General features: G+C 70.3%; 25 protein-coding genes and 1 tRNA gene. 11 read left to right on the top strand and 15 right to left on the bottom strand.

From position 1 onward, the window contains the following. Complete coding sequence (locus E0497_RS04240) at window positions 1-1,293, top strand: aminodeoxychorismate synthase component I (protein WP_137723521.1); 1,293 nt, start codon at window positions 1-3, stop codon at window positions 1,291-1,293. Here E0497_RS04240 and E0497_RS04235 read toward each other — a convergent pair. Next, on the bottom strand, window positions 1,214-5,281 hold the full coding sequence (locus tag E0497_RS04235; RefSeq protein ID WP_137723520.1) for an nSTAND1 domain-containing NTPase: 4,068 nt from the start codon (window positions 5,279-5,281) through the stop codon (window positions 1,214-1,216). The genes E0497_RS04240 and E0497_RS04235 overlap by 80 nt on opposite strands. A 232-nt stretch (window positions 5,282-5,513) precedes the next feature. Here E0497_RS04235 and E0497_RS20385 point away from each other — a divergent pair, with 232 nt between their 5' ends. After that, entirely contained in the window at window positions 5,514-5,681 is a 168-nt protein-coding gene (locus E0497_RS20385; RefSeq protein ID WP_161987384.1) for a hypothetical protein, read from the top strand. Window positions 5,682-5,738: 57 nt separating this feature from the next. Here E0497_RS20385 and rsmI read toward each other — a convergent pair whose 3' ends face one another. Continuing rightward, entirely contained in the window at window positions 5,739-6,578 is an 840-nt protein-coding gene (gene rsmI / locus E0497_RS04230; RefSeq protein WP_137723519.1) for a 16S rRNA (cytidine(1402)-2'-O)-methyltransferase, read from the bottom strand. Window positions 6,579-6,610: 32 nt separating this feature from the next. Here rsmI and E0497_RS04225 point away from each other — a divergent pair, with 32 nt between their 5' ends. Then, a complete protein-coding gene (locus E0497_RS04225) occupies window positions 6,611-8,173 on the top strand; it encodes a dolichyl-phosphate-mannose--protein mannosyltransferase (RefSeq protein ID WP_421958302.1) in 1,563 nt (520 codons plus the stop codon). Window positions 8,174-8,200: 27 nt separating this feature from the next. Here E0497_RS04225 and E0497_RS04220 read toward each other — a convergent pair whose 3' ends face one another. Together E0497_RS04220 and E0497_RS04215 are read right to left on the bottom strand one after the other, a co-directional pair. Next, complete coding sequence (locus E0497_RS04220) at window positions 8,201-8,632, bottom strand: DoxX family protein (protein WP_137723517.1); 432 nt, start codon at window positions 8,630-8,632, stop codon at window positions 8,201-8,203. Between the two features lie 37 nt (window positions 8,633-8,669). Further along, on the bottom strand, window positions 8,670-9,041 hold the full coding sequence (locus E0497_RS04215; protein WP_137723516.1) for a GntR family transcriptional regulator: 372 nt from the start codon (window positions 9,039-9,041) through the stop codon (window positions 8,670-8,672). 87 nt (window positions 9,042-9,128) lie between these two features. Between E0497_RS04215 and arsC the strand changes: the two genes are divergently transcribed. Beyond that, the gene (gene arsC, locus E0497_RS04210) at window positions 9,129-9,494 is read left to right on the top strand and encodes an arsenate reductase (glutaredoxin) (protein WP_137723515.1); all 366 of its coding nucleotides are present in this window, start codon (window positions 9,129-9,131) and stop codon (window positions 9,492-9,494) included. On the opposite strand, the gene E0497_RS04205 is transcribed toward arsC, so the two are convergent. The 4 genes from E0497_RS04205 to E0497_RS04190 form a co-directional block, all read right to left on the bottom strand. Then, on the bottom strand, window positions 9,491-10,750 hold the full coding sequence (locus tag E0497_RS04205) for an arginine deiminase (protein WP_137723514.1): 1,260 nt from the start codon (window positions 10,748-10,750) through the stop codon (window positions 9,491-9,493). The two genes, arsC and E0497_RS04205, sit on opposite strands and share 4 nt — an antisense overlap. A gap of 68 nt (window positions 10,751-10,818) precedes the next feature. Beyond that, window positions 10,819-11,328, bottom strand: a complete 510-nt coding sequence (locus E0497_RS04200; protein WP_137723513.1) for a DUF2505 domain-containing protein — start codon at window positions 11,326-11,328, stop codon at window positions 10,819-10,821. A 23-nt stretch (window positions 11,329-11,351) separates the two neighbouring features. Further along, window positions 11,352-11,978: a response regulator gene (locus E0497_RS04195; RefSeq protein ID WP_137723512.1), complete on the bottom strand. Its 627-nt coding sequence runs from the start codon at window positions 11,976-11,978 to the stop codon at window positions 11,352-11,354. Next, on the bottom strand, window positions 11,975-13,183 hold the full coding sequence (locus E0497_RS04190) for a sensor histidine kinase (RefSeq protein WP_137723511.1): 1,209 nt from the start codon (window positions 13,181-13,183) through the stop codon (window positions 11,975-11,977). The genes E0497_RS04195 and E0497_RS04190 overlap by 4 nt, the downstream gene beginning before the upstream one ends. A gap of 127 nt (window positions 13,184-13,310) precedes the next feature. Between E0497_RS04190 and E0497_RS04185 the strand changes: the two genes are divergently transcribed. Both E0497_RS04185 and E0497_RS04180 read left to right on the top strand, forming a co-directional pair. Beyond that, window positions 13,311-14,378: an ABC transporter permease gene (locus tag E0497_RS04185; protein ID WP_137723510.1), complete on the top strand. Its 1,068-nt coding sequence runs from the start codon at window positions 13,311-13,313 to the stop codon at window positions 14,376-14,378. A gap of 25 nt (window positions 14,379-14,403) precedes the next feature. After that, a complete protein-coding gene (locus tag E0497_RS04180) occupies window positions 14,404-15,114 on the top strand; it encodes an ABC transporter ATP-binding protein (protein WP_137723509.1) in 711 nt (236 codons plus the stop codon). Here the strand turns inward: E0497_RS04180 and E0497_RS04175 are convergent. Continuing rightward, a complete protein-coding gene (locus tag E0497_RS04175) occupies window positions 15,098-15,937 on the bottom strand; it encodes an SDR family oxidoreductase (RefSeq protein ID WP_137723508.1) in 840 nt (279 codons plus the stop codon). The genes E0497_RS04180 and E0497_RS04175 overlap by 17 nt on opposite strands. A gap of 22 nt (window positions 15,938-15,959) precedes the next feature. Continuing rightward, window positions 15,960-16,103, bottom strand: coding sequence for a hypothetical protein (locus tag E0497_RS20535; RefSeq protein ID WP_162556334.1), 144 nt, complete (start codon window positions 16,101-16,103; stop codon window positions 15,960-15,962). Window positions 16,104-16,286: 183 nt separating this feature from the next. Here E0497_RS20535 and E0497_RS04170 point away from each other — a divergent pair, with 183 nt between their 5' ends. Further along, window positions 16,287-16,703, top strand: coding sequence for a helix-turn-helix domain-containing protein (locus tag E0497_RS04170; RefSeq protein ID WP_137723507.1), 417 nt, complete (start codon window positions 16,287-16,289; stop codon window positions 16,701-16,703). Window positions 16,704-16,780: 77 nt separating this feature from the next. Here the strand turns inward: E0497_RS04170 and E0497_RS04165 are convergent. Then, window positions 16,781-16,853: transfer RNA gene (locus tag E0497_RS04165), tRNA-Ala, on the bottom strand. Between the two features lie 92 nt (window positions 16,854-16,945). Then, window positions 16,946-17,752: a divisome protein SepX/GlpR gene (sepX, locus tag E0497_RS04160; protein WP_137723506.1), complete on the bottom strand. Its 807-nt coding sequence runs from the start codon at window positions 17,750-17,752 to the stop codon at window positions 16,946-16,948. A gap of 480 nt (window positions 17,753-18,232) precedes the next feature. On the opposite strand from sepX, the gene E0497_RS04155 reads away from it, so the two are divergent. Next, complete coding sequence (locus tag E0497_RS04155; RefSeq protein ID WP_137723505.1) at window positions 18,233-18,970, top strand: MspA family porin; 738 nt, start codon at window positions 18,233-18,235, stop codon at window positions 18,968-18,970. 17 nt (window positions 18,971-18,987) lie between these two features. On the opposite strand, the gene E0497_RS04150 is transcribed toward E0497_RS04155, so the two are convergent. From E0497_RS04150 to E0497_RS04140, 3 genes are all read right to left on the bottom strand, one after another. Beyond that, entirely contained in the window at window positions 18,988-19,623 is a 636-nt protein-coding gene (locus E0497_RS04150) for a GNAT family N-acetyltransferase (protein ID WP_137723504.1), read from the bottom strand. Window positions 19,624-19,630: 7 nt separating this feature from the next. Continuing rightward, complete coding sequence (glp, locus tag E0497_RS04145) at window positions 19,631-20,890, bottom strand: molybdotransferase-like divisome protein Glp (RefSeq protein ID WP_137723503.1); 1,260 nt, start codon at window positions 20,888-20,890, stop codon at window positions 19,631-19,633. Between the two features lie 66 nt (window positions 20,891-20,956). Next, window positions 20,957-21,880 carry a UTP--glucose-1-phosphate uridylyltransferase gene (locus E0497_RS04140; protein ID WP_137723502.1) on the bottom strand — a complete coding sequence of 308 codons (924 nt, stop codon included), beginning with the start codon at window positions 21,878-21,880 and terminating at the stop codon, window positions 20,957-20,959. Window positions 21,881-21,946: 66 nt separating this feature from the next. Between E0497_RS04140 and E0497_RS04135 the strand changes: the two genes are divergently transcribed. The 3 genes from E0497_RS04135 (at window position 21,947) to E0497_RS04125 (ending at window position 23,725) form a co-directional block, all read left to right on the top strand. Next, window positions 21,947-22,540 carry a 5-formyltetrahydrofolate cyclo-ligase gene (locus tag E0497_RS04135; protein ID WP_137723501.1) on the top strand — a complete coding sequence of 198 codons (594 nt, stop codon included), beginning with the start codon at window positions 21,947-21,949 and terminating at the stop codon, window positions 22,538-22,540. Between the two features lie 91 nt (window positions 22,541-22,631). After that, window positions 22,632-22,916, top strand: a complete 285-nt coding sequence (locus E0497_RS04130; RefSeq protein ID WP_137723500.1) for an FmdB family zinc ribbon protein — start codon at window positions 22,632-22,634, stop codon at window positions 22,914-22,916. 101 nt (window positions 22,917-23,017) lie between these two features. Next, complete coding sequence (locus E0497_RS04125) at window positions 23,018-23,725, top strand: RcpC/CpaB family pilus assembly protein (protein ID WP_137723499.1); 708 nt, start codon at window positions 23,018-23,020, stop codon at window positions 23,723-23,725. Window positions 23,726-23,741 lie beyond the last annotated feature (16 nt).

The following is a 23,741-nucleotide window of genomic DNA, read 5'->3' as shown; positions in this document are numbered from 1 at the left end:
ATGCGGATCGAGCGGCTCGGACACGGCGGCAGTGCCGCCGACGTGCTCCGGGCACTCGCCCGGCGGGCCCGGGATCGGGGGCTGCCGCCGCCGGCGGCACTGACGGGAACCTGGTTCGGCGCCGCCGCCGTCCTCGCCCCCGGTGTGGCCGCCGTGCCGTGCCCGCCCGCCGCGGCGTTCGGCATCGAGGCCCGCCCCCGTGACACGTCCGTCCCCGACGGGCTGCTGATCGGCGGCGGCTGGATCGGCTACCTCGCCTACCCGGACGGGGCCGACACGCTCCCGGCCGCGGCCGGCGGTTGGACCGACCACGTGCTGCGATTGGACGCGTCCGGCTGCTGGTGGTTCGAAAGCCTCCTCGACGAATCCTGCCCCGACGACGTGGCCCGCGCGGTGCAGAACCCGGGCATCGACCCGCAGCCGTGGCACCTCGACTGGACGGCACCGGACCGGGCCGCCCACCGGCGCGGCGTCGAGGACTGCCTCGACGCGATCACACGCGGCGACGTCTACCAGGCGTGCGTGTGCACGCGGTTCCGCGGGACCGCCACCGGCCGGCCGGTCGACTTCTTCGCCGACGCCGCCGACCGCACCCGCCCCACCCGGGCCGCGTTCGTGTCCGGCGACTGGGGTGCGGTCGCCTCGCTGTCACCGGAGGTGTTCCTGACCCGCCGCGGGCACACGGTCACGTCGAGCCCCATCAAGGGCACCCTCCCCCTCGATGCCGACCCCGCGCTGCTGCGCGCCTCCGTCAAGGACGTCGCCGAGAACGTGATGATCGTCGACCTCGTCCGCAACGACCTCGGCCGGGTCGCCGCCCCCGGATCGGTGCACGTCACCGATCTGCTGCGGATCGCCCCGGCACCGGGGGTGTGGCATCTGGTGTCCACCGTGGCCGCTGCGCTCCCCGACACCGTCACCACCGCCGACCTCCTGGCGGCCGCATTCCCCCCGGCGTCGGTGACCGGATGCCCCAAACACTCTGCCCGGCAACTGATCTCCCGGTGGGAGCCGCAACCACGCGGACTGTTCTGCGGCACCGTCGGCATGCACAGTCCCGTGGCCGGCCTCGAACTGAACGTCGCGATCCGCACCGTCGAGTTCGACGCGTCCGGTGGCGTCGCACTCGGGGTGGGCGGCGGCATCACGATCGACTCCGATCCGGACGCCGAATGGCAGGAATGCCTCGACAAGGCCCGCAGCATCGTGACGCTCACGGCGTCGCGCACGCGTCCCGCCCCGACTCCGGCATCTCGAAATGCGCAGCCCGATCCTGTGTCAGCTCCGCGGTAGCGTCGCAGATCCGGGCCACCACCGCGTCCGCGTCGAGTCGCCACGTCCGCAGCACCCCGTCGCCACCACCGGCGACGACGGTGTCGAGACGCGGCAGGAACGCGACCTGCCAGCGTCCCCGGCCGATCGTCGTCAACGGTCCGCCGACCGCCTCCCGGCCGTCGGCGATGCTCCACAACCGGACCGAGCCGTCGTCGCTGCCGCTCACCACATGTGAACCGTCACCGCTGAACGCGACACTGTAGACGGTGCCGGTGTGCCCCTGCAGCGCATCCGGTCGCACCGTGAAACCGCCGTCCGCGTCCCGATCCCACAGCATGAGCGTGTGATCGTCGCTCGCGGTGACCAGCACCGAACCGTCCGGGCCGAACGCTGTCGCATTCACCCCGCCCGCGTGCCCCGCACCCCGCATCGGCCGCGGCACCGGCGCCGCACGGTCGGTGACGTCCCACGCGTGGAGGTCACCGTCCGCGCCGGCCACCACCAGCACGTCACCGGCCGGACCGAACTGGGCGCTGCGCACCAGATTGTGCGGCCCCTCGAGGATCGGCCCCACCCGGACCGGGGCGTGCGGATTCTCGACGTCCCACAGGGCGACGGTGAAGTCGTCGTCACCGATCGCGAGGGTGCGGCCGTCCGGACTGAACGCGAGCTCCCACGTGAACCGGGTGTCGGTGACGATCGGCGGCCCGAACGGTGTCGGATGCGCCGGATCGAGCAGATCCCACAACTGGACGTGCCCGCCGGAGGTCTGCGTCGTCGCCAGCACCGTGCCGTCCGGGGACAGTGCCGCGACGTTCGCGCCGCCGAGCGGCCGCTCCACGTCGAACTCCGATACCGGCGCGAACGCGCCCTGCTCGTCGATCGACCACAACCGGATCGCGTTGTCGTAGCCGGCCGTCGCCATCAGCGAACCGTCCCGGTCCAGCGTCGGCAGCGTCATCGACGAATCGGAGATCGGGACCGTGCCCGGCGCCAGCGCCCACACCCGGACCAGCGAATCCTGGCCGCCGGTGACGATCGTGACCCCGTCCGGGGCCAACGCCATCGCCGGCACACCGCCGCCGTTGCCGGCCAGCGCCGGCTTCATCTCGTGCAGTGCCCGCGTCACCGGATCCACCGACCACAGCTTCACCGTCCCGTCCCACGACGCGCTCGCCAGAGTGCCGCCGTCGGGGGCGAACGCGATGGTCCAGACGCCGCCCGTGTGTGCCTGGATCGGTATGTCGATCGGGCGGATCGCCGTCGGATCGGTGGAGTCGTAGATGCGGATCACCCCGTCGTCGCTGCTCGCCGCGAGACTGCGGCCGTCCGGACTGAACGCCACCGAATGCACGACGTCCCCGAAACCCCGCAGCTCGGCACCGATCTGCACCGGACGGGCCGGGTCCGCGACGTCCCACACCCGCACGCTGCGGTCGTCGCTCGCGGTCGCCAGGACCGTGTCGCCGCGAAACGCCACCGTCCGCACCGCACCCGAGTGCCCGCGCAGCACCCAGGACGGGAACTGTCCCGTGTCCGGCGCGGACGTGTCGTACAGCGTGACGCCGCCGTCGTCGTGCGGGACGGCGAGCAGGTGCCCGTCGGGACTGAACCGCACATTGTGGACGGCCCCCGGCGCGACCCGGACACCGTCCAGGAGTGGCACCGGGGCAGTCGGGTCGCCGATGTCCCAGATCCAGAGCCGCCCGTCGCCGCTACCGGCGGCGAGCAGGCGCCCGTCGCGGCTGAACGACACCGACGCCATGTACTGGTCGGCACCGCCCAGGTCGGCACCCAGCCGAGTGGGGGCCGTACTGTCCGAGAAGTCCCACAGTTTGACGGTCCGGTCGTCGCTCGCCGTCGCGAGCAGTCGCCCGTCGGCCGAGAGCGCGACCCCGTACACCGGGCCGGTGTGGCCGGGCAGCGGCCGCGAGATCGGCGTGTTCTCGGTGGCGACGAGCCGGGACAGCGCCTCGTCGCTGCCCGGGCGCATCTGCCACGCCGCGAGCGACAACTGCGCCGACGTGGTCGGATCGTTCTCGCGGAGCGCGTCGGACAGCGACACGACCTGCTGGAACTGGGCGTCGGCCCGTTCGTCCTCGGCCCGGGTCTTCGCGGCCAGCGCCATCACACCCATCACGACGGCGATCACCGTCGAGAACGCGAGCGCGGCCATCACCGTCCGCTCCATCCGGGCCTGCCGCCGCACGTGCCGCACCGACGCCTCGAGGAACTCGCCGGCCTCGGGTGTCAGTGACGTCGCCAGGGCCGGGATCCCGTCGGCGTCGGATCCGGCGGCGCCGGACCGGGGCAGGGTGTGCTCGGTGAGCAGGTCGAGTCGGCCCCGGGGATAGAGCAGGCTGTGGGTGCGGTCCCGCTCCCCCCAGTGCGCGGCATCGTTCTCGATCTGCTGCCGGAGCGCCGACGACGACCGGTCCTCCTGGATCCAGCCCTCGAGCCGCGGCCAGGTCGCGATCACCGCGTCGTGGATGAGTTCGACGTCGTCACCGTCGACCACGAGGACCCGGGCGTTGACGAAGTGGTCGACGACGCGACGCCCGGCACCGCTGTCCGATCCCGGGGCCGCCGTCAACTGGGTGAGCGTGCGGCGGATCTTCACGTCGGTGCCGGTGTGCGTGACGTACACCAGGTGCACGAACATCGACCGGGCGACAGCACGGTCACGCTCGTCGAGTTGCTCCCATGCCCGTTCCGCGGCCGTGGCGACCGAGCCCAGCACACCACCGGTGGCCCGATAGTTCGCGATCGTCAACTGGCCGCCGCGCCGCCGCTCCCACATCGTGTCGAGCAGGTGCGACACGAGCGGCAGCACGGTGCTGCCCTCGGGCTGGGTCGAGGACGACGCGGTGAGGACGCCGAGATCGTTGAGGATCAGGTCGACCAGGCCCGACTCGAGTTTGAGGCCGATCATCCGCGCCGGCCGGGTGACGACCTCGACGACCTCGTCGCGCAGCAGCGGCGCCACCGTCTTGCTGCGCTGTTCCAGCGCATCGGCGAGGACGGGATACGTCAGCGCCTGCGCGTAGAAGTCGGATCGCATCGTCGCGACGACGGACGCGGCCTCGGACGGTTCCCGGCCGGGCCGCGCCGTCGACATGTGCTCGAGCACGACGAGGAACCGGGACCGCTCCGCGGCCACCCCGCACTGAGTGAACAGTTCCTCGATCTGGTCGACCACGACGAGCAGTCGGTCGGCGCCGGCGCGGTCGGCCGCGCGGCGCATCGCCGCATCGATCTGCGTGTGGTCCGCGTCCTCGACACCGTCGGCCAGTTCCGGGACCACGGTGGCGAGCGCGACGAGTGGATGCGCGCCGGGCGTGAACACGACTGGGGCGAACGCTGCGCGCCGACCGTCCCCGGGGGCACGGTCGAGGCCGCGGAGTTCGGGGATCAGGCCCGCCTGGACGAGCGAGGACTTACCGACACCGGATGCGCCGGTCACGACGACGAAACCGCGCCCCTGCGCCGCGAGCACCGCGCCGACGAGCCGATCGACGCTGCGGCGCCGCCCGAAGAACAGGTGCTCGTCGCGCTCCCGGTACGGGGACAGGCCGCGATACGGCCGCACCCCGGCGGGCAGGGTGGGCGCGTCCCGTTCGACGTCCGCGGTGAACGTACGGGCCGCGGGGGCCACGGTGGCGCTGCGCCACCGCGCCTCCCACTGCTGCATCGAGAACAGTCCGTCGGCGGGCGGCGTCCCGACGTGCAGGGCGCGTGCCGTCTTGATGAGTACCGCCAGGACCGGCCGCACCGACTCGAACGTCGCGGGCATGCGCTTGCCGGACCGCCAGTCGCTGATCCGCTGCACCGACGCGGGCTTGTCCCCGCCCATCGACCGGGTGAGGGCCGCCGCCTCGGAGGCCACCTTCTTGAGCGGGGGGCCGCCGGCCGTGGCGAACAGCAACCGGAGGTGGTCGGCGAAGTCCTGTCGGGCCTGCGCTCCCGGGGTCTGCGGGGCTGCCCCGTCGTCGGCCTCGGACGTCATCGTCCGCACTCCTTTTCCGTCCCGAGTATCCGCTGCGGAATTATTCCTCACCGCCTGTGAACTGCGATGATAACGCCTCACGTGGAGGATCCAGTTTCTGCGTTCGCTGAAGCAGGGCAAAGTCGACATCGACGCACAGCGGCCCTACGAGCCCGCTGCGGGTGCCGGTGGGGACTGAGTGGTACGAGGGGTAGCCCCTACCGGCACACGTACACGGAGGAGAGAGCGCACGATGATCGAACGAGCGACGAAGTTGACGGCGAAGACACCGCCGGCGGCACTCGCCACTCTCGTCATCGCGGCGACGGTAGGGCTGATGATGCTGTTGGGTGCGGCCCCCGCCGACGCGGAATCGACCGCGACGGGGGCGGTGTCGATCTCGGTCGACACCGCCCGTTGACGCTTCGATCCGATCGAGTCGGCGGGGGGCTGCCCGCCCACCGCGCCGCGCCGGACGTCAGTCCCGGCGCGCCGCGAGGACCGTCTCGTACAGTTCCCGCTTCGACACGCCCGCGGATTGTTCCGCGGCCACCTGGGCGCACGCGTCCTTGAGCCGGACACCGTCGGCGACGAGTCGTTCCACTTCCCCCACCAGATCCTCCGGATCCGCGGCCACCGGCCGGGCCCCCTCGAGGACGACGGTGATCTCCCCGCGCGCGCCGTCGACGGCCCACTCGGCCAGTTCGGCGAGCGTGCCGCGACGCACCTCCTCGTAGGTCTTCGTCAGTTCCCGGCAGACCGCGGCCCGGCGGTCCCCGCCGAGCACGTCGACCGCGTCGGCCAGGCACGCCGCCAGTCGGTGCGGCGCCTCGAAGAACACGCACGCCCGCTGTTCGGTGCGCAGCGCCTCGAACCAGGTGCGCCGCTGCCCCTGCTTGCGCGGTGGGAAACCGTCGAAGCAGAACCGTTCGACCGGCAGCCCCGACAGGGCGAGCGCGGTCGTCACCGCGGACGGTCCGGGCAGGCACGTGACCGGCAGATCCTTCTCGACGCACGCGGCGACGAGCCGGTAGCCGGGGTCGCTCACCGACGGCATACCGGCGTCGGTGACCAGCAGGACGGTGCGGCCGTCCTCGATGTCCGCGACGAGCGCCGGCAGCCGTGTCACCTCCACCTGGTCGTAGAAGCTGACGACGCGGCCGGTGATCGTCACCTCGAGCGCGGCGGCCAGGGACCGGGTGCGCCGCGTGTCCTCCGCGGCGACGACGTCGGCTGATCCGAGTGCGACCTTCAGGCGATCGGAGGCATCACCGATGTCACCCATCGGAGTTGCGGCGAGGACGAGGCGACCAGTCATGGGTGACAGCCTACGATCGACCCGTGACCCCACTGACGGACGAGCGCCCCGCGGCGCCGGGGACCGGTTCGTCCGACGGTTCCCCGGTGACGAGCCCGGCCCCGCTCGTACCCGTGGACGACGGCGGTCCGACCGATCGGCGACGCGGCTGGATCGTGACGCTGGTGATCACCGTGCTCGCCGCGATCACCCGGTTCACGATGCTGAACTACCCCACCGATGCCGGGACACCGGTGTTCGACGAGAAGCATTACGCGCCGCAGGGCTGGCAGGTGCTCACCGGTGGCGGGATCGAGGACAATCCCGGTTACGGACTGGTGGTGCACCCTCCGGTCGGCAAACAGTTGATCGCGGTCGGCGAGGCCCTGTTCGGTTACAACGCGTGGGGTTGGCGGTTCGCGTCGGCGCTGGCCGGGACGATCCTGGTGCTGCTCGTGGTGCGGATCGTGCGGCGGATGAGCCGGTCGACGCTGGTCGGCGCGCTGGCCGGTGTCCTGTTGATCGTGGACGGTGTCACGTTCGTGTCGTCGCGACTCGGGATGCTCGACATCTTCCTGGCCCTGTTCACGGTCGCGGCGCTCGGGTGTCTCGTCGTGGACCGGGACCAGGTGCGGGCGCGGACGGCCCGGGTGCGGGCGGAGGGCCGGATCGCGGTCTCCGATTTCGGGCCGCGGCTGGGGGTGCGGTGGTGGCGGTTCGGTGCGGGCGTCATGCTCGGTCTGGCGTGCGGCACCAAGTGGTCGGGCCTGTACTTCATCGCGTTCTTCGGCCTGCTGTGCGTCGGATTCGATGTTGCGGCGCGCCGGGCGTACGGGGTGCGCCGGCCGTGGGTGGGGACGGCGCTGCGCGATATCGGCCCGTCGCTGTACGCGCTGGTGCTGGTGCCGATCGGGGTGTACCTGGCGACGTACGCGGCATGGTTCGCGAGCGAGACCGGGGTGGATCGGCATGCGGTCGGCAGCCGGGTCGGGTCGGGCGGCCCGTTCGCGTTCGTCCCGGATGCGCTGCGGTCGCTGTGGTACTACAGCGCGAAGGTGCTCGAGTTCCATTCCGGGTTGACCAATTCCGCCGGCAACCACCATCCGTGGGAGTCGAAGCCGTGGACGTGGCCGATGGGGCTGCGGCCGATGCTGTACTACTTCGCCGAGGGCGAGCACGTGTCCGGGTGCGGCGCCTCGAGTTGCGTCAAGGCCGTCATGTTGATCGGTACCCCCGCGATGTGGTGGCTGGCGGTGCCGGTCCTCGGATGGGCGTTGTGGCGCACGGTCGTCGGACGGGACTGGCGGTACGCGACGGTCCTGACCGGGTACGCGGCGGCGTTCCTGCCGTGGTTCGTGACCATGGACCGGCAGATGTACTACTTCTATGCGGTCACGCTCGCACCGTTCTTCGTCATGGCCGTCGCGCTCGTGCTCGGGGAGATCCTCGGCCGGGCGACGTCGACGCCGGAGCGCCGCGGGACCGGTCTGCTCGCGGTGTGCCTGTACGTGGGGCTGGTGGTCGCGAACTTCGTGTGGTTGTGGCCGATCCTGACGGCCGTCCCGATCACGCCGGAGACGTGGCAGCAGGAGTTGTGGCTGCCGAGTTGGCGGTGACGCTCCGGGTCCGACGTCGACCCCCGGTCAGACGGCCGCCAGGATCCGGGAGTTCTTCCCGATCACTGCGTCGACGCTGAACCGTCCGGCGCCGACACCGGCGACGAGCAGCGACGCGACCCCGAGGGCGACCACCAGTTCGTAGCCGCCGTCGCCGACGAACAGGCCGTTCCCGGCGTGGACGAGGACGAACGCGCCGGCCATGTCCAGGAACAGCAGTGCGCCGGCGATCCGGGCGGCGAAGCCGACGAGCAGTGCGATGCCGCCGACGAGTTCGATCGTGGCGGCGGCGATCGCGGAGACGTCGGCGAGCGGAATCTCCATGCCGGCGAACGCGGTCTGGGTGCCGTCGATGCCCCACGTCGAGAACTTCTGCCAGCCGTGGGCGACGAAGACGACACCGAGACCGATGCGGGCGATGAGCAGAGTGACGTCACGGAGGACGGTCGAGGAGGTCATGGCAGGAACGATGACACGATTAAGTTGAAGCGTCAACCTAGTTGTGTCGGTTCACACCCCGCAGCGCCGTTGCCACGAACATCGCCGCATCCGCATCCGAGATCCCCATCCGGCGCACCGCCACGACGTACTCGCTGGCAGCCTGCTGCGCCTTCGCGCGCGTCGGATCACCGAACGCCGCGACGAACGACCCGAGCCGACCACGCGTCTCGATCACCCCGAGCTGCTCGAGCTCGCGGTACGTCCGGGCCACCGTGTTGGGGGCGATCCCCAGATCGGCCGCCAGTTTGCGCACCGTCGGAATCTTCGTGCCCGCCACCAGTTCCTCCCGGCGCACCAGGTCGAGGATCCGTATCCGCAACTGCTCGAACGGCGGCACCCCCGAGTCGTGGTCGATCTCGATCTCCACAACCGCCCCTTTCGTCCGCGCCGCCGGGGCGACCGTCGCATCCCACGGTAACGCGGTCGCGCCGCCGCCCCGTGCACAATGGCTCTCATGACAGACACGCACGGCAAGGCGACCACCGCGACGATCTACCACAACTCGCGGTGCAGCACGTCCCGGAACACCCTGAAGCTCATCGAGGAAGCCGGTATCGAGCCGACGATCGTCGCCTACCTGGAGACCCCGCCGACGCACGACGGGCTGCGCAAGCTCCTCGACGACGCCGGGCTGCGCCCGAGTGAGGCGATCCGCGCGAAGGAGGCGGTCTACAAGGAACTCGGGCTCGCGTCGGCGTCGGAGGACGAGCTGCTCGACGCGATGATCGCGAACCCGATCCTCATCGAACGGCCCATCGTGGTGACCGACCGCGGCACCGTGCTGGCACGCCCGTTCGAGAAGGTCCGCGACATCCTCTAGTTGCAGTCCCCGCCCGATTCCACCGGCCGGGGCAGCGGACCGCGGGCGAGCGGGCACGACATGCACCGCGGTCCGCCCCGGCCGGACCCCAGTTCCGAGCCGGGGATGCGCAGCACCTCGATACCGGACGCCTCCATCCGCGCGTTGGTCTCGACGTTGCGTTCGTAGGCGACCACCACACCGGGTGCGACGGCGAGCGTGTTGTTGCCGTCGTCCCACTGTTCCCGTTCGGCGACGACGTGATCGAGTCCGGTGTCGATGACCCGGAGCCTGTCGATGCCCATGGCCGCGGCGGCAGCCGCCAGGAACGGCTCCGGCCCGGCGATGACGACGGCACCGTCGCGGCGCCGGATCGTGTACGCGGACAACGTGTCCCGCACCACCGGATACATCACCACGGCGTCGACGTCGACCATCGTCAGGACGGTGTCCAGATGCATCGACGCCCGTCGCTGCTCGATCGGTACCGCCAGCACGGTGTGTGCGAGACCGTCCTCGAAGACACTGCGCGCCAACGCTTCCGCACCGGCCGGCGTGGTCCGCTCCCCCACCCCCACCGCGACGACCCCGGGCGCGAGCAACAGCACGTCACCGCCCTCGACGGGTGCGGTGTGCGATTCGTAGGCGCGGCGCACACCCCGGAACCGGGGATGGTGCGCGTAGATCAGGTCGGTGAGCGACGCCTCCCGCACCCGGGCCGGCAACGCCAGCGACGGGATCGCCACCCGCCGTCCGATCCAGAACGACGAGTCCCGCGTGAACAGCAGGTTCGGCAGCGGATCGATCACGAAGTCGGCGCCGTGATGCATCAGACGCACCAGGGACGGCGTCTCGGCGCCGGTGCCGATCGGCAGTTCGTCGAACGTCATCCCGGCGGTGAGGATCGCCGACAACTCGGCCGCGGGAACACCCCGCAGATACGCCGCCAGATCCTGGGCCAGCGCGTGCCCGAGCCGACGGGGGTCGACGGCCGCGGCGATGCCCTGGATCCGGGCCGCGCCGCTGGTGGTGAGGGTGTCGGTGAGCAGATCGGCGAGCAGCAGGACCTCGACGCCGCGTCCGCGCAGCACGTCGGCGAACGTGTCGTGCTCGTCCTGGGCCCGATCGACCCACGGCAGTCCGTCGAACAGCAGTTGGTCGTTGTTGCGTGGGGTGAGACGCCTCAGTTCGTCACCGGGACGGTGCAGCAGCACCGCCTGCAACGCACCCACCTCGGTGTCGACGCCCGGATCGGGCCCGACGTCACCCGCACTCATGGTTGAACGGTAGTCCCGGGCGCCGTCATCGGCACCCGGGACCACCGTTCGACATCAGTTCTCGTGGGTCAGTTCGCCGCGCCGAGGCGCGCGTCGATGTCGTCGCGGTCGCGGGTGACCATCTGCTCGACCATCTGCTCGACCATCTTCTCGATCTGGCCACCGATGATCGGCACCTTGACGGTGACGGTGCCCCGCACGTCGAGCACCGCACCGGTGTCGGACGGACGCAGGTCGTACTCGCCGACGATCGCCACCGGCACGCCGGTGGCGTTGCCGTCGACGCGGCCGGCGGCCCGGCCGCCTTCGAGCGGACGCCACGTGTCGATGCGCTCCATGCGGACGTCACCACGAATCGCCTTGCGCACCAAGGCCGGGAAGCCGTCGGTATCGACCAGTTCCGTCATCGTGACCACGGTGACGGGCGCGCCGTCGGCGTCCTGGGCGGCGGCGACCTGGACGGACGAGCGGTCGTTCGCCTCCCAGCGCGAACCCCAGTACGCGGGGTCGGAGACGAGGGCGTGGACCTGCTCGACGGAGTGGCCGAACTCGGCCGAGAATGCGAACTGTTTCGGCATGCTCCACACGCTACCCGACCCGGTCAGGACAGCAGTCCACGCTCCCGGGCGACGGCCACCGCGGCCGTGCGGCTGTCCACACCGAGCTTGGTGAACGCATGCACCAGATGCGATTTGACGGTGGCCTCGCTGACGAACAGCACCTTCGCGATCGCGCGATTCGACAGCCCCTGCGCCACCAGGCCCAGCACCTCGACCTCGCGGCCGCTCAGGTCGGCACGCGGCTGCTGCATCCGCCGGTACAACCGCTGTGCCACGTCCGGGTCCAGGACCGTCTCGCCGCGGGCCGCCGCGAACACCGAATCGATCAGGACCTGCGGCGCGGTGTCCTTGAGCAGATACCCCGACGCCCCGGCCTCGACGGCCCGCAGGATGTCGGCGTCGGTGTCGTACGTGGTGAGCACGACGACCCGCGGCGGATTCGGCTCCGCGGTGATCCGCGCGGTCGCCCCCGCACCGTCCATCCCGGAGCCCAGCCGCAGATCCATCAGCACCACATCGGGTTTCGTGGTGGCCGCCAGTGCGACGGCGTCCTCACCCGACGACGCCTCCGCCGCCACCTCGACACCGTCGTGCGACGCGAGCAGTGCCCGCAGGCCCGCACGCACCACCGGGTGGTCGTCGACCAGCAGTACCCGGACCGCACTCACAGTGCCCTCCCGATCGGAAGTGTTGCGGCGACCGCGGTTCCGTCGCCGGGCGCGGACTCCACGACCACGGTGCCGCCGAGTTCGGCGAGCCGGTCCCGCATCGCCCGCAAACCGAAACCGCCGGCCTCCCGCTGATCGAATCCGATGCCGTCGTCGACGACGTCGAGCCGGACCTCGTCGACGGCGTAGCCGAGGGTCACCCGCACCCGCCGGGCCTGCGAATGCAGCCGCACGTTCGCGAGCGCGCTCTGCGCCACCCTCAGCAACGCGACATCGCAGTCCATCGACGGGATGCCCGGCTCCCCGTCGGTGCGCAGTTCCCCGGCGATCCCGGTCTGGTCGGTCAACTGGGCGAGCAACCGGCGCAGCGCCGACTCGAGCGGCGCCGACTCGAGATCCGCGGGGGCCAGCGCCGCCACCACCCGACGGGCCTCGGTCAGGTTCTCCTGCGCGGTGTCCGCGATCTGCGTGAAGATCGCCGTCGGCTCGGTGCCCCGCTGCCCGGCCCGGGCGAGCAGCAGGATCGACGAGAACCCCTGCGCGAGCGTGTCGTGGATGTCGCGGGCCAGCCGGGAGCGTTCCGCGAGCGCCCCGGATTCGCGTTGCAGGAGCGCGAGCTCGTCCTGCGCCCCCACCAGCTCCCGGTGCGCCTCGGTGAGTTCGTCGACCAGGAGTTGACGTTGCGCGGCCTCCCGCGCCAACTGCTGATACACCATCGCCATGCCGGCCGCGACGGTCGCGCCGATCACCGGGCCGAGGATCGACGGCACCGTGTCCGTCTCGGCGTGCCACAGGCTCGCCGCGACCGAGACCGCGGTGAGCGCAACCGTCGCCGCGAGCGCCTGCGGTATCGACAGCAGATGGAACGCCAGGAAGAACAGTGCGAACGTGACCCACACGAAGTTGGGGTCCGAGACCACGAGTACCAGCCAGCCGAGCACCAGCCCGGCCAACCACCACCGTCCCGCACCGCCACCGAACGCACCCGACCGACGGGCCGCGGCGACACCCGCGAAATACCACGCGAGTTCGACGACGGCGAGCACGACGATCCACCATCCGGACGCCCCGTCGGCCGCGAGCACACGCGCGGCACCGACCGCGAGCAGGGCCGCGAACAGGACGTGGGCGCCGAACTGCATCGCTCGCAGGATCGGAGCCACACCACCGCGGTGGGCCGCATCATGAGCACGGGAGTTCTGCATTTCGCTCACGCTAACACCGGGACGGCCGGCGGCAGCCCCGCGAACGGGTATCTCCGACTTTCGATGGAGCGACGGACTCAACCGATGCGCGATGCCGTGACCACCGGTGTCCCGCCAGGCTGGAGTCATGTTCCTGAGCCTTCGCGATCTCCGCCATGCCAAGGGCCGATTCACGTTGATGAGTTCGGCCCTGTTCCTGATCTCCCTGATGGTCGTGATGCTGTCCGGACTGACCACCGGGCTGGGTAACCAGTCGATCGCCGCCGTCCAGAACATGGGCGCCGAACGGTTCGCGTTCGGTGCACCCGCCGAGGGCCAGTCGCTGTCCTTCGGCGAGTCCACGGTCACCGAGCAGCAGCGGTCCGTGCTGTCCGCCACGCCCGGCGTCGACGCCGCGGTCACCGTCGGTATCGCGCCGGTGCGCATCACCACCGGCGGCCGCGAAGTGGCGGCCTCCGCGTTCGGTGTCGACGGACGGTCGTTCGCGGCCCCCGTCCCGCTCGGCGCCGGCGATGCCGCCGTCGACCGCGATCTCGCGACCGAGAACGGATGGACCGTCGGTGACCACATCGCCATCGGACAGCAGACGTTCACGATCGGCGCTCTCGTCGACGACTCGTTCTACAGTCACCAGCCGGTCGTGTGGATCGACCACGGCGCCTGGACGCAGCTGCCGTCCGCGGGCGGCAGCGACGGCACCGTGATCGCGCTGCGCACGTCGGGCAGCTTCGACGCCGCGACGGCCGCCGCTGCGACGGGCACCGAGATCACGACCGTCCAGGGCGCGCTCGAGGCGATCGGCTCCTACACGTCCGAGCGTGGTTCGCTGCTGCTCATGCAGGTGATGCTGATGATCGTCAGCGCACTCGTCGTCGGCGCGTTCTTCACCGTCTGGACCATTCAGCGCGGCCAGGATCTCGCGGTCCTCAAGGCGATCGGCGCATCCACCCGGTACCTGCTGCGCGACGCGCTCGGCCAGTCCCTGATCGTGCTGACCGTCGGTGCCGGCCTCGGCACACTCGCCGCGATCGGGCTCGGCGCGATCGCGTCGACGGCCGTCCCGTTCACGTTGACGCTGTCGGGCACGCTCGTGCCGTTCGCCGCCCTCATCGTGATGGGCATGGTCGGTGCCGGCGCCGCGCTGGCCCGGATCGTGTCGATCGACCCGCAGACCGCACTCGCGACCGCCCGCTGACCACCGCCTCCCGAAAGGACTTCCCATGAGCATCGAACTGCGCGACATCTGCCTGTCCTACCCCGACGGCGACGCCCGGCTGCGGGCCCTCGATCACGTCGACCTGCACGTCGGACGCGGTGAACTGGTCGCGGTCACCGGGCCGTCCGGCTCCGGTAAGTCGAGCCTGCTGGCCGTCGCGGGGCTACTGACCACCCCCGAGTCCGGGACCGTGACGATCGACGGAACCGACGTCACCGGCCTCGGCCGCGGCGGACGCACCGACGTGCGCCGGGAGAAGCTCGGATTCGTGTTCCAGCAGTCGAACCTGCTGCCGTCGCTCACCGCGACCGAACAGCTGCTGATGGTCACGCACCTGAACGGCGGCTCGGTCCGCGGCGCCCGCGCCCGGGCCCGCGACCTGTTGGGAAGCCTGGGTCTGGAGAACCAGCTGGACCGACGCCCGAACCAACTGTCCGGTGGTCAGCGGCAGCGGGTCGCGATCGCGCGGTCCCTCGTGAACGATCCGGCGGTCCTGCTGGTCGACGAGCCGACGTCGGCGCTCGACGAGGACCGCAGCCGGGAGATCGTGGCCCTGCTGGCGACGCTGAGCCGGGAGCGGTCGGTGGCGACGGTGATGGTGACGCACGACCTGTCGCAACTCGATCTCGTCGACACCGCGTACGAGATGCACAGCGGCGCACTGCGTCCCCGTGTCGATTCCCGTCCCGCGGCGGCCCCTACAGCAGCCTGCTGAACCGGTCGTTGGCCTTCTGCATCACGAACTCGTACGGCGGCGCGAACTTGCGCGCCCACCAGTAGCCGAACCGGACGTCCGCGGACGTGTACACCATGAACCGGTTCTTCTCGATGCCGGCGACGATGCAGGAGGCCACCTTCTCCGGGGTGACGGCGTGCTTCTCGAAACGTCGGGTGAGTTTCTCCACCTGCGGGTCGGTGCGGTCGACGCCGGCGATCTGCACGGACCCGACGAGCGGGGTCCGCACCCCACCCGGCACGACGAGGCTGACACCGATGCCGTGCCGTTTCAGATCGAACCGCAGCACTTCGGAGACACCACGCAACCCGAACTTGCTCGCGCTGTAGGCGGCATGCCACGGCAGCGCCAGCAGTCCCGCGGCCGACGACACGTTGACCAGGTGCCCGCCGCGCCCGGCGGCGATCATCGGCGGCACGAACCGTTCGATGACGTGGATGGGACCCATCAGGTTCACGTCGACCATCGACTTCCAGTGTCGATGCTCGAGATTCTCGACGGTCCCCCACGCGGAGATCCCGGCGACGTTCATGACGATGTCGAGGCTGCCGGTCTGCTCGTGGACGGCGTCCGCGAACGCGGTGACCGCGTCGAAGTCCGCGATGTCGAGGGCGCGGGAGAAACGCACCGTTCCGCCGGCACGCTCCACGAGCGTGACCGTCTCCGCGAGACCGACCTCGTTGACGTCGGTGAGGACGAGGTCCGCGCCGCGGGCCGCGACCGCGATCGCGGTGGCCCGGCCGATTCCGCTCGCCGCACCGGTGATCAAGCATTTCCTGCCGCCGAACGCCCTGATCGCCATGCGGGCAGTGTACGTGCCGGATTCAGAGTCGCTGGGCCATCTCGTCCTGATAGTCGCGGATGGTCTTCTCGATGCCGTCGGCGTCGTCGACCCGACCGCGGTTGCGTGCCTCGTCGGCACGGTCACGCAGCATGCGGATCGCCCGACGCAATTCCGTGTCACTCATTCTGCGGTCCATGGCTCCACCCTCCCGCCGTCAACGTGCCGATTCGAGCTACCGTGAGGCTATTGTAGGCCGACTACGTCACATGGCTGTCTCAATCGCGGCATGGGACCAACCGAACGAACGATCTATCAACCTTCTCAATCGAGCTACCCGCCGGTTACCTCCGGTGCTACGATCGTCGCGATGTCTGACTTCGCCGCACGGCTCAACACGCTCTTCGACACCGTCCACCCTCCGGGCCGCAAACCCCACACCAACGCCGAGGTGGCGAACGCCCTGGTCGCGGATGGTCATCAGATCTCGAAGCCGTACATTTCGCAGTTGCGTTCCGGGCAGCGGAGCAATCCGTCGGACGAGACCGTCGCGGCGTTCGCGAAGTTCTTCAAGGTGCAGCCGGCGTACTTCTTCAACGACATCTACGCCGCCAAGATCGACCACGATCTCGAGCTGTTGTCCCGGCTGCAGGGGTATGGGCTGCGCCGGCTCACGACACGCGCGTTCGACCTGTCCGAGGAGTCGCAGGCACTGCTCACCACGCTCGCCGAGAAATTGCGGGCCGCGGAGGGGTTGCCGGAGGTTCCGCCGGACGCACCGCATTGAGACACGGACAACCCGCCGGCAAACGAAGCCGGCAAACGAAGAAGACCCCCTCCGGAAGGAGGGGGTCTTCTCGTCGGTGGAGCTGAGGGGAATCGAACCCCTGACCTCTTCGATGCGAACGAAGCGCGCTACCAACTGCGCCACAGCCCCGAACCACGATCCGCTTTCGCTGACCGCTCGGAAACTCTAACAGGACAGTGCCCCGTTCAGCGAATCGCCTGGTCAGCGTGCAGAATTCGAGTTCACATGGCGCGTCGCATGCCGCTGTAATCGTCGTAGCCGCGACGGTCCCGATCGTCGCGGCGCGCCGTTTCCACGTCGTAGTGCTCGAGATGGTCGAACGCCGGGTCGCCGTCGTCGACCTCGAGGACCACGGCCCCCGGCCGACGCAGTCGGGACGGGGCCGGTCGCAGTTCCTCGTCGGAGTCCGCCTCGGCTCCCGGACGGGACCGACCCAGGCGCACCGTCCGGCGGTGGCGGATCTCCTGCTCGATCGTGACCTGCCGGCGCAGGTACGCCAGGTAGCCGACGAGACCGCAGAAGGACGCGGCGAACACCCACCACATGATCGGGGTGAGCGCGACCGCGAGCCCGGCCGTGAGGATGGCCGCGAACACGATCCCGAGCAGTGCCCGCTGACGGAACCGGTATCGCTCGGCCCGCGCGATCGCATCCGCGTCCGGGTCGAACCCTCCCCGCCCGCGGCGATTGGGCACGAAGTCCCGCTCGACCCGGTCGTCGACCGTCTCGGATTCGGCGTGCGCGTCCATTCGATCCTCCGCATCTGTGCCGTACATATCGCCGTGCATATCACTACCGTGGGTGTTGCTGCTCTGACTGGTGGGTCCGTGCTCCCAGTTCGGGTCGCTGCGGTGCCCCGCCGCGGGTCCCCGAGCCGGACGTCGCGCGCCCCCACGGAACAGCACGCGGGTTGCGAGTGCCGCATCCGTCGTCTGCCGGATCCGCGGACGCCTGCTCACGAGCATGGGAACGAGGACGAACAGCCAGACCGCGACGAGAGCGATCCAGATGATCGAGGAACTCGGCATACCGGCGACCTCCTCCTTCGTCTACCAGCACTGACGACACCTACGACCGGCGCCGACCCTTCACCACGAACCCGTCCCAGGGTAGTGGTACAGCCACCTTCGCCGCCGCAGACGCGCCGACTCAGCTTTCGCAGGTGTCACACCCGTCACTCGATTATCGCCTCCCCGGACGAAAATTGCAGCCTCGAGACTCGATCGGCACCTCGGCCCGGCGTGTTACAGGTCACCCGACCGAGCTCGACCGAGCCGACATCGGACGCCTCGCGCATCACCGACATTCACCGCAGAACAATCGAATCGCGACAATTGACGCTCGACATCAAATCGTTAGCATCCGTTTATCGAAATCGCGTGAACAAGTGTCCAAACTCTTACGCATCAGTGATCGAAAAACGGATACTGCAACCGGGACGCCCACACCGGCTTCCACTCCGCTCGTGGCCGGCGCCCACCGGTCGCACACGTAGACGAGGAATTCCCATGGTCGCGAATCACCAGTCGTCCCTCATCCGCACCATCGTTCGAACCGGTACCGCGGTCGTCGCCGGGGCCTCCGTGGTCGTGCTGACGGCGGCGGTGGGAACGGCCGGCGCCGACGTCCTGACCCAGGAGAACACGTCCGCCCACGCCACGAGTTTCGACGGGTGGGAACTGAACATCGACCAGACCGGGCAGTCCCTCAACAGTGTGACGCCGCTGGCGGGGAACCAGTTCACCCGCGATCTCTTCGCGAGCGGACGGGCTCTCGCCACCGTGACCGGGAACGGGACATCCCCCTACACCGGGGGTGTCCTCGAGGTCGGCTACCAGATCGGCTACCAGGTGGACGTCGCCAACGGCGCCGTCATCACCGGGAACGCGGGTATCACCCCGAATGTCAACGTGCTCCCCGAGGTCGCGCAGACCCTGATCCTGACAGCCGACCCGGCCATCCCGGAGGCCGCGGAATTCCTCACCGGGCAGGCCCTCGACCTCGGCGTCCAGACACCGCTCGAGGGCAACCTGTCGACCCAGATCGCGCCCGGCACCATCGCGACCGTGCCGGTGCAGAAGAAGGAATGCAAGACCACCCAGTGCGCGATCACCCTGCGTGACGTCCACCTCGAGGTCAACCATGCCGCGGGCACGGTGTCCATCCGGTCGTATGCGACCTTCATCGCGTCCACCGACGTCGCCGACGACGTCGTCGTGAGCTACGGGCCGCCGGTCGTCGTCTGATCCGGTCACCGGGCCGGCTACGCCCAGTCGGCCCGGCCGGACCGCACCAACCGGTCGGACACCGAACCGGGCACCTCCTCGACGGTCATCGCGACCAGCAGATGGTCACGCCACTGCCCGTCGACGTCGAGGTAGCGGCGCAGCAACCCCTCCTCACGGAATCCGGCGTGCCCGAGTACCGCGCGGCTGGCGTGATTCTCCGGGCGCACCGTCGCCTCCACCCGATGCAGGCCCATCCGGCCGAAGCAGTGGTCCAGTCCGAGGGCGAGTGCCCCGGTGGCAACCCCCTGACCGGTGACCGCCTTGTCGACCCAGTAGCCGATCCACGCCGACGACAACGCACCCCGCACGATGTTGCCGACGGTGATCTGCCCCGCGAACACGCCGTCGACCTCGATGACCAGGGGGAGCATGCGCCCTTTCCGGGCTTCCCCGCGCAGATTCGAGCACAGGCCCGGCCAGGCCGTGGCGTGATGCCGGTCGTCCCACGGGGCCTGCCCCGTCGGCTCCCACGGCTCGAGCTGTTCCCGATTCTCGATCCGCAGCCGACTCCACACGACGGCGTCCCGTAACCGGATGGGCCGCAACGTGACCCGACCGGCGGACACCCGCAGCGGGCCGATCCGCGCGGGCCATCCCGGATGCACGGACACGGCGCGGTCAGCCCCGCTGCGCGAGGAAGGCGACGTCCACCTCTTCACCGGCACGGATCTCGGTGACGTCGGGATCGACGAGCACCAGACAGTTGGCCTCCGCCAGCGTCGCGAGCAGATGCGACGACCCGCCCTGCGCGCCGCCGAGCGCCTGGACGAGATACTCGCCGGTCGTCTCGTCCCGCATCAGCTGACCGCGGAGGAACCCCTTGCGATTCGGGATCGACGTGACCGCCGAGACGGCCCGCGCCGTCACGATCCGTCGCATCGGCTGGCGGCGGCCCAGCGCGATCCGGATGAGCGGGCGCACCATCACCTCGAACACGACCAGCGCGCTCACCGGGTTGGACGGCAGCAGGAACGTCGGCACCTCGTCACGGCCGAGCTGGCCGAAACCCTGCACCGAACCGGGGTGCATCGCGACACGTTCCACCTCGAGATCACCGAGATCGGCCAGCGCCTCCCGGACCTCGTCGGACGCACCGCCGCCGACCGCACCCGCGATCACGACGATCTCCGAGCGGATCAGCTGGCCCTCGACGACCTCCCGCAACCGACGCGGGTCCATCGTCGCGATACCGACCCGGTTGACGTCGGCGCCCGCGTCGCGGGCCGCGGCCGCGAGCGCATACGAATTGACGTCGTAGACCTGTCCGGGCCCGGGTGTGCGGTCGATGTCGACCAGTTCACCGCCGACGGAGATCACCGACAGGCGTGGACGCGGATGCACCAGCACCTTGTCGCGTCCGACCGCGGCCAGCAGACCCACCTGCGCGGCCCCGATGATGGTGCCGGCACGCACCGCGACGTCACCGGGTTGGACATCGTCGCCGGCGCGGCGGACGTAGTCGCCGGACCGGACCGGCTTGTAGACCTTGACGCGGGCGTGCCCGCCGTCGGTGCGGTCCATCGGCAGGACCGCGTCCGCGAGGGTCGGCATCGGTGCGCCGGTGTCGACGCGCACGGCCTGACGCGGCTGCAACCGGATCGGTTGCCGCGATCCCGCCGTCACCTCACCGACGACCGGCAGGGTCAGCTCCGTCGGCTCACCGTCCTCGCCTCGGATGTCGCCACCCGCCGCGAGGACGTCGACGCTACGGACCGCGTAGCCGTCGATCGCGGCCTGGTCGAAACCGGGCAGCGGCCGTTCGGTCACCACTTCTTCGGCACACAGCAGTCCCTGGGCCTCGGAGATCGCCACCCGGACGGGCCGGGGCGCCACCGCGGCAGCAGTCACTCGGGACTGCTGCTCCTCAACCGAGCGCATGTGGTTCCTCGTCCTCCCGACACCGTCGACCCGACCCCGTCACCGGGGTCCCGTACCAGCGAACCGTCACTCGGCGGACGGCTCCTGCAGTCGGTCGACCAGCCACTGACGCAGGGACGGACCGTACTCCTCGCTGTTCAACGCAAAGTCAACCGCAGCACGGAGGTAGCCGCCGGGATTTCCCAGATCGTGTCGGGTTCCCCGATGCACCACGACGTGCACCGGATGCCCCTCCTCGATCAGCAGCGCGATGGCGTCGGTGAGTTGCAGTTCGCCACCCGCGCCCGGCGTGATCCGGCGCAGCGCGTCGAAGATCGCCCGGTCCAGCAGGTAGCGGCCGGCGGCCGCGAACGTCGACGGTGCATCCTCCATGGCCGGCTTCTCGACCATGCCGGTGACCTTGAGGACATCCGGGTTGATGGCGTCGGGCACGTCCTCGACGTCGAAGACGCCGTACGCGCTGACCTGGTCCTTGGGGACGTCGATCGCACACAGCACGCTGCCGCCGCGCTTGGCGCGGACCCGCGCCATCGTCTCGAGGACGCCGCGCGGCATCACCAGGTCGTCCGGGAGCAGGACCGCGATCGCGTCCTCGTCGTCGCCGAGCACCGATTCGGCGCAGCTGACGGCATGCCCGAGCCCGAGCGGCTCGGCCTGGACCACGGACTCCACCTCGAGCAGCCCCGGCGCCTTGCGCACCTTTTCGAGCAGGTGATGCTTGCCGCTGGCTTCGAGCTTGCTCTCGAGGACCAGGTCCTCGACGAAGTGAGCGACGACACCGTCCTTACCGGGCGACGTCACGATGACGAGTCGGCTCGCTCCGGAGTCCGCCGCCTCACCCGCCACCAATTCGATACCGGGGGTGTCGACCACCGGGAGCAGTTCCTTCGGAACCGTCTTCGTCGCAGGTAGGAACCGTGTTCCCATGCCTGCAGCGGGCACCACCGCAGTCCGGAAGGACTTGTTGTCATTGGTGACGGCTTCTGTCATAACTCACCACCCTATCCACCGGCCCCCGCGGCCGGTCGGAGCGATCCTAAGGTGAGGGTCGTGAAAATGTGTTCCAAGGCGGATTGGCGGGCGCACGTCCTCGGTGAACGGCGGTCCGTCGCCCCCGAGGTCCGGGTCGCCGAGGCGACCGCCCTGGTCAGGTCCATCACATCCGCGGCCGCGGCACTGGCGCCCGCACGGGGCGCGGGCACCGTCTGCGCATACGTTCCGGTCGGTTCCGAGCCGGGCTCGGTGGCGATGCTCGACGCCCTCCGGGAGTCCGGGTGGCGGGTCCTGCTGCCGGTCACCGGCGCGCCCGGCCCGCTCGGGTGGGCCGAGTTCACCGGCGCCGACAGTCTGATCCCGGCCGCGCACGGCCTGCGGGAACCGACCGGCCCGGTACTGCCGTCGTCCGAGGTCGGGACCGCATCGGTACTGTTCGTGCCCGCGCTCGCGGTCGACCGGTCCGGGGTCCGACTGGGCCGGGGCGCCGGGTTCTACGACCGCACACTGGGGGCGATCACCCCCGGCACACCGCTCGTCGCCGTCGTCCGGGACGACGAACTGGTGGCGTCGCTGCCGGCCGACCCGCACGACGTCCCGATGACGCACGCCCTGACCCCGGGCCTCGGACCGGTCCCGCTCATCGGCCCGGAATAGCCGACGAGTTCGCGATGTTGGCACTTTCGACTGTAGAGTGCCAACACCTGCGGTTTCACAACCCAACGCGCTACACCTGCGGAGGACGCCCGTGCCCACCTACTCGTACGCCTGCACCGAGTGTGACAACCGGTTCGACATCGTGCAGTCGTTCACCGACGACACGCTGACCGTCTGCCCGGCATGCACCGGCAAGCTCCGCAAGCTGTTCAACTCGGTCGGCATCGTGTTCAAGGGCAGCGGCTTCTACCGCACCGACAGCCGTGGTGGCGGTTCGACCACCGCGAGCGAGCCCGCGAAGAAGGCGGACACGTCGAGCACCTCGGTTTCCTCGTCGAGCACGTCGACCAGCTCCGCGCCCGCCGCCGCCAGCTGATCCGCGGCGAGTTGTCCACAGCTCCCCGTTCATCCACAGGCGAGTTCTGATCGCCGTAATCGACGGGGTCCGGCCGCACCCGCAGCCCTAGCGTTGCCGGCATGGCCCACGAACCGCCGCGTCGACGCGACCCCCACGGCACCCGATCGCTCGCACCGTCACCGATCGGCCGTCTCGGCATACTGATCCGTCCGGACCGGTTCCGCACGGATACCACCCGCCGGGTCGCCGCCGGCGTGCTCGTGCTGATCGCGGTCGCCCTGTTCGTCCGGGACGCCCGCGTCGACGCCGGCGCACCGGTGATCGTCGCAGCCCGCGACCTCGTCCCCGGCGACGTTCTCACCGCCGCCGACGTCCGCGTCGTCGACCGCCCCGGCACCGACGTCCCGCAGGGGATCGTGCCGGGACTCGACGGTGTCACCGGGCACACCGTCGCCTCCCCCGTCCGGGACGGCGAGATCCTCACCGATGTCCGTCTGCTCGGTCCGCGTCTCGCCGCGGCCGCCGGCAACTCCCCCGACGCCCGCATGGTGCCGGTCCGCCTGTCCGACACCGGGTTGGCCGACATGATCCGGGAGGGCGACCGGGTGGACGTGCTCACCGTCCGCGATCCCGGCGCCGGCAACGCCCAGGCCACCGCACCGTCCCCCACCGTCCTGGCCTCCGACGCGACCGTCGTCCTGGTGTCCCCCGAATCGTCGTCCGGTGCGCGGCGGGAGCGAGTCGTGATGCTCGCACTACCCGCAGCCGAGGCCGGCGCGGTCGCCGCCGCATCGTTGACGAGCGCGATCACCGTCACCCTGCACTAGGGTTTTCCCGAGAAGT

Origin of the sequence: Prescottella subtropica (genome assembly GCF_005434945.1) — a bacterium.
In the GTDB taxonomy this organism is placed as follows: domain Bacteria; phylum Actinomycetota; class Actinomycetes; order Mycobacteriales; family Mycobacteriaceae; genus Prescottella; species Prescottella subtropica.
Note: the sequence above shows the minus strand (reverse complement) of the source record. Positions and strands in the feature narration are given on the sequence as shown.